Annotated in this window: 6 protein-coding genes; 3 read left to right on the top strand and 3 right to left on the bottom strand. The window is 35.8% G+C overall.

The window, feature by feature from the left end; translation table 11 throughout:
* A partial coding sequence (locus RAO94_11210; GenBank protein MDP8322909.1) for a T9SS type A sorting domain-containing protein occupies nt 1-485 on the top strand: 485 nt, incomplete at its 5' end.
* A gap of 1 nt (nt 486) precedes the next feature.
* On the opposite strand, the gene RAO94_11205 is transcribed toward RAO94_11210, so the two are convergent.
* Together RAO94_11205 and RAO94_11200 are read right to left on the bottom strand one after the other, a co-directional pair.
* Nucleotides 487-930, bottom strand: a complete 444-nt coding sequence (locus RAO94_11205; GenBank protein MDP8322908.1) for a GNAT family N-acetyltransferase — start codon at nt 928-930, stop codon at nt 487-489.
* 115 nt (nt 931-1045) lie between these two features.
* Nucleotides 1046-3031: a T9SS type A sorting domain-containing protein gene (locus RAO94_11200; protein ID MDP8322907.1), complete on the bottom strand. Its 1986-nt coding sequence runs from the start codon at nt 3029-3031 to the stop codon at nt 1046-1048.
* A gap of 190 nt (nt 3032-3221) precedes the next feature.
* Between RAO94_11200 and RAO94_11195 the strand changes: the two genes are divergently transcribed.
* Entirely contained in the window at nt 3222-3806 is a 585-nt protein-coding gene (locus RAO94_11195; GenBank protein MDP8322906.1) for a hypothetical protein, read from the top strand.
* 82 nt (nt 3807-3888) lie between these two features.
* Nucleotides 3889-4134, top strand: a complete 246-nt coding sequence (locus RAO94_11190) for a hypothetical protein (protein MDP8322905.1) — start codon at nt 3889-3891, stop codon at nt 4132-4134.
* A 6-nt stretch (nt 4135-4140) separates the two neighbouring features.
* On the opposite strand, the gene RAO94_11185 is transcribed toward RAO94_11190, so the two are convergent.
* Nucleotides 4141-5516: FlgD immunoglobulin-like domain containing protein (locus RAO94_11185; GenBank protein MDP8322904.1), on the bottom strand; the 1376-nt coding region annotated here is incomplete at its 5' end.

Here is a 5516-nt window from a genome sequence, read left to right as displayed (position 1 = left end):
TGGGAGAGTATTATTATTTTATTTACCTTTATACAAATGAGCTTGAACCTGCTGATCTGAAATTAGAATTGATAAATACCAAAAATAATATTACTAAAAGAATATTGGGTAACTATAGCTGGCAGCCTGATTCACAGCAGGGAAATCTGGAAAATCCTGTATTATTCCATTTTGAGGAAGATCAGGAAATATCAGATGATGCAGATATAGTCAGGAAAGTTGTAGTCTATCCAAATCCACTTAGAACAGGATCTTATCGAGAACAGGTTAAGATCAATTTACCTATAATGAGGAATAATCCCAATTTAGAAGCTGGCTTATATAATTTGCGTGGGCAGAAGATATCAAACCTGGAATTAGAAAATAAGAACGACTACTGGCTGATTAAAGAAAAGAATAATTGGAATTATCCTAATGGGATTTATCTGGTAAGTATAAGATCTGATGAATTCAGATTTCAAGGTAAATTATTATTAATTAAATAAACTAAACTCCCGGATACTTTTTCTTTGTGAAGTATATAATATCGTCATGCCTTGTGTAGTCATTATTATCAAACAGAGCCAAGGAATCAGGATTATCTGATTCGATTAGAACAGCAATTATTTCAATACCTTCATCCGCAAGCCATTCTTCACAATATCTAATTAATTGTGAGGCAATCCCCATGCGTCTATGATCTGAATGTACTGCAAGCCGATTAACCCAGCCTTTCCTGCCATTGTGACTTGCAATTGCCACTGCAATAAGCTCATCATTCTGGATAATTCCCATGAATTGAGTACTTTCTTTCTGCATTTGTTTTAAGATATTTGCTTTTGTATCTCTGCCCTTTGGTCGGTATGATAGTCCTGCAGTTTGCCATAGCTTTAGTATCTTATCAATATCAGTTGAAGTTAGAAATGTATAAATTTTTGACTTACCTGTCATAAATTATCCAGCTAAGCTATTGAGTTAAGATGATGTACTCATAAGATTGACTTAAGAGCGACCATTGCTGCCAAATCTTAAGTCAATCTGCATTCTCATCTTAACTCAATATTATTTATTTCACCAGGATCATTTTTCGATTAAATGATTCTCTGGTTGTATTAAGCTGGTAGAAATAAATTCCTGAACCGCACGGAATGCCCATCTCGTCTTTACCATCCCAAACATGATAATACTGCTGTGATTTTGTGACTGGTTCATCAATTAGCAGCGTCCTTACTTTATGACCCTTAAGATTATAAATATTAAGAGATACTGTGCTGCTATAATCCAGCGTGAAACTTATCTCGGTTGAGGGATTAAAGGGATTGGGATAATTCTGATGCAGCCCATAAATCACAGGTGCAACAGGTGAATTATTATTCTCATCATATGGTAGTGGAATATAAAGAGCTATCGGACCGAATTCTTCTGAATGAGAATTGTAATCAATACTTTCAAGCCAATAATAATAAGTTTGATCATAATCAGTACTGAAAAGATCAATAAACTGGTAATCAGTAGTGGAAGTCACTGTCCCCTGTCCTTCGACCAATTCGGCATTAACCTGCATACTCATTGCAGCATCATTGATTTCTCCTCGGTAAACATTCCAACCCGCATTATTTGTCTCAGATGCAGTTACCCATTGGAGCATAGGAACCTCACCATCAAAAACAGCACTAAAACTGCTTAAGGTAACTGGGAGTGCATGATCTTCATTGCCAGGATCATTAGGTGTCTCTTCAGAATTAAGTTCAAAAGCCCAATATGAATCAAGATCTTTATCATTACCATCCGTATCATCACTGGAAGCATCATCAGGAGAAAATGCCCACATTGATTCACCATCCAGCTCATTCAACATGTTTCCGCAAACATAAAGCAAACTTGGAGAATCAAGAGATGCTAATGGAATTTTTACTTCAAAAAATTCACTGGTAGAATTTAGATATACATTCATGTTATGAGGAGTAACATCATTCCATGATGTCGTATATTCTTTTAGCAATAATGTTGATCCATCAGTATTCCACTGAAATTGAAAGTTTGCTGAGAATGGTAGGTCAGCCTGTTGAGATGTATATGCCAATCCAGTTGTTGATCCCGTACCGGAAGTTGGATTAATTTGTGGATCAGTATCTATGTATAAAATTACCCATTTAGATGATAAATCTTCATCTAATGCTCCCTGCTGTAAAGCAAAATAAAAGTTGGTTTCATCCCATGTGTACCACCAGTAATTTCCTGAACCACTGGCATCTGTCCTTTCATTAGCTGTACTAAAATCGTTTTGACCCTCAATTTCAATGGTGTGATATGTTTGGTTACTATGATCTGAAACAGTGTAGCTATATGGACTTGCCTGGTAATATTTATGATCTATAGTAAATAATTCTTCTTCTCCATCCCATGAAGCTTCATCTACAGTAGTTGTCATCGCGTAATATCTCACATTTGTGCCAATATTTTGCTTCGGGATAGTTACACTCCAGTTCGAGCCACTTCCTGTTGTCGCTTCCGTATTTGTTCTCGATACCCAATCATCTGTTGTATAGCATAGATAAACCTTTTCTTCTGTTAATTTTGAACCTGAAAGTGTAATTGTAATTGTTTGTGTTAGATCTTGATATACTGTAGAGGGCTCAGTGATTGATGAGATTGTATTTGGAGATGCACTTAATTCCATAAGTGCTGTTTGCGTATTAGTTCCATCAGTTACATCATAAATTGTAAAAATATAATAATTGTTGTTTACTTCATTGTATAGTCCATTACCACCATTATGATAGGCAGTCGTTTTTGAATTCGCTAAAAGAGTAGTACCTGAACCCCATGTATATTCACCCCAATCCACTTCGTCATCAAACTTGTATTCTGAAGGATCATCATCGCCATCAGATTGGATTATTACAGACCAAATATCAAGGTCACTGTCATAGCTCATTGCTGTCGTTCCCCAGATATTCATTTCACCACGGTAATTCATAGCAGATTGATCTTGACCAAATAAGAAAAAAGAACTAATTAAAATTAAAAATAACATCCACCTTTTTTTCATAAGCACCTCTTATATAGATTCTTTTTTTAAAACTTCTTCTCATTAACAATATCATTCACAATTTAAATTTTTGTAAAGGTTTTTTTTATAAAATGGTTTCATTATAGAAATTTCGCAGGCTAAATGAGATTATTCTTGACTTCAAAACTTGATAAACTATGATTAAACAAGATAAAATAATGGTGGAAATATGCATAAACTTAAATGGGAATATCGAATAATAAAAGATGATCTGAGGGTACAAATAAAGGAGATTGAAGAGCATGGATCAGGCTCTGTGAGTCAGGAGAGGATCAAGCTCTTAGTTTCTGAATATTCAACAGATCAGATAATCTATAGTAATAATAAGCTAAGTGTAATTTTACCAGTAAGAAAAGATCGCAGGAGTGGATATCATCAATGGCATCAGAAATTTGAAATTTCATTCCCTGCAAAAGTAAGTGATATTTATCTGATATTAAGATCACTAACGGATAAAAATCATTGGCTTTCGAGAGATGAATACAGTTGGTCGCAATTTCTGGATGAATTGATATTGCCAGATAATCAAATTAAGCTAATTGATGTTGAACGAGAAATTCACCTGCACATAATATCAGATATAGAGGTTGAGTTCTCTTATATTTCCTTTAGTGGTTATCACAATTCATCAATAGCTATCAGAGATCAGAATCCTGATAAGATCAATAAGGTGAGAAAGCAGCTTGATCTACTTGATGAAGACAGCAATGATTATGTAACAATTCTCAAGAAATATTTTTTGCGTAAGAAATAAAAAAAGCCGAGATTCTTCAACCTAACTTATTGATATCCTTGCAGGTTATAATTTTTGCAGCATAAAAGTGAACATCTTCTGATTGAAGAGGATAGATATTGAAATTGACCTTTCTAAGACCTTGCGTATGGTCGATAGACCTTCGCAATGGTTGACCGAAATGACCAGGAAAATATCATTGCTACCTTGTTTATTTATTGAGATTTATAAACTTCTATTTTCTGTTCGACCATTGCGGAGGTCTATCGACCATTCGCAAGATCTTGGCTGGTGGGAATTGAACAGTCAAAAAAAGCCCCTGGAAATCCAGGGGCTTCTATATTATTGACAAATATTATTTCATCAATACCATTTTCTTAGAAGAAGTGAATTTTCCTGAGTCCATCTTATAATAATAAACTCCAGAAGCAACACTTGCACCTCTATCATCAGTTCCATCCCAGATCACATCGTGAGTTCCAGAAGTCATAGTTTCATTAACCAGAGTACGAATTCTCTGACCACGAACATTATAGATTGATAACGTAACTTCAGCATCTTCAGCTAAAGCAAAAGCAATTTTACATTCAGGATTGAATGGATTTGGATAATTACCAATGAGAGAATTAACTCCAGTGATCTCGCCATCATTAGCACTTGGATTATAAGTGAACTCTACTTCTACGATTCCTGATTCACCTTCAGTATAATTAGCGCTAACACCTGCTGTATAAGTTTCTCCGTCCACGAGGTCATTTAACTGATACATAAGATCAGTAGTATCACCAACCATTTCTCCATCAAGATAAACATTATAGTTTTCTAATGGACGTAAATAGCTGAATGATGCCAGAGCATATTCCAATACAGTATTATCTCCATCAATCAATCCAGCCCAGCCGGCTGTAGTGAAGATAGTATTGGTAGTTTGAACACCAACATTATTATCATTATATGTTGAGTAAGCTGATCCATTTGCATTAGGTGTAAGGAAATCAAGATAAACTCCATCACGCATTGCTGAGAAAATATCCTGTAATCCAACTGTCAATCCTGCAGTAGCTCCTTGCCCAACGATATCAACCATTTCGGGTCCACCCTGAGAAACACCAACTGTGAAAGCATCCTGAATAGCAGAGTCTACACCAAGATAATCATAAGGGAATTGTCCGGCACTGAATGAACCAGCGTTTGGATAGCGATCCCAAAGATAATCATGAGCACAAAGCACCAGGTATCCGCCATTATCAAGATATTCACCTAATTCACTTTCATCTGTCTGTGAAAGGGTACGAGCACTTGCCCACTGTTCTCCACAATCCCAGATAACCAGATCATAATCTGCCATATAGTCAGCATCTGGTCCATCATTTCCTGCAGTAGTGATTTCATAAATTTCATAATCCATTCCACTGGCATCAAGAATTGTTTCATAATATGGTACTGTATCAGTGAAATCAAGATCTATACTGCCATCATCATCTACCAGCAATATACTTCCTAATCCAGTTCCGGGTTCCATCCAGGTGATCAGACCATTTTCGTCAACACTCACACCTGCTGGAGGATCTAAGGTCGGATTCATGTTGATAACAACTTCTACGGTATTAGAAGCATTTGATTCTGTGGTATCATATACTGCAGTAACATAATATTCATAAGTGCCATCAGCAAGATCCATATCATCATATTCACGAGCATCAATATCTTCTATATAAGCAATTTCAGCAT

This window comes from Candidatus Stygibacter australis, assembly GCA_030765845.1.
Classification (GTDB): Bacteria; Cloacimonadota; Cloacimonadia; order Cloacimonadales; family TCS61; genus Stygibacter; species Stygibacter australis.
This window is presented reverse-complemented; position numbering and strand designations above follow the sequence as displayed.

Coding starts and splice junctions, on each gene's coding strand:
- RAO94_11205 (MDP8322908.1), bottom strand. CDS start 930: ATGACAGGTAAGTCAAAAATTTATACATTTCTAACTTCAACTGATATT.
- RAO94_11200 (MDP8322907.1), bottom strand. CDS start 3,031: ATGAAAAAAAGGTGGATGTTATTTTTAATTTTAATTAGTTCTTTTTTC.
- RAO94_11195 (MDP8322906.1), top strand. CDS start 3,222: ATGCATAAACTTAAATGGGAATATCGAATAATAAAAGATGATCTGAGG.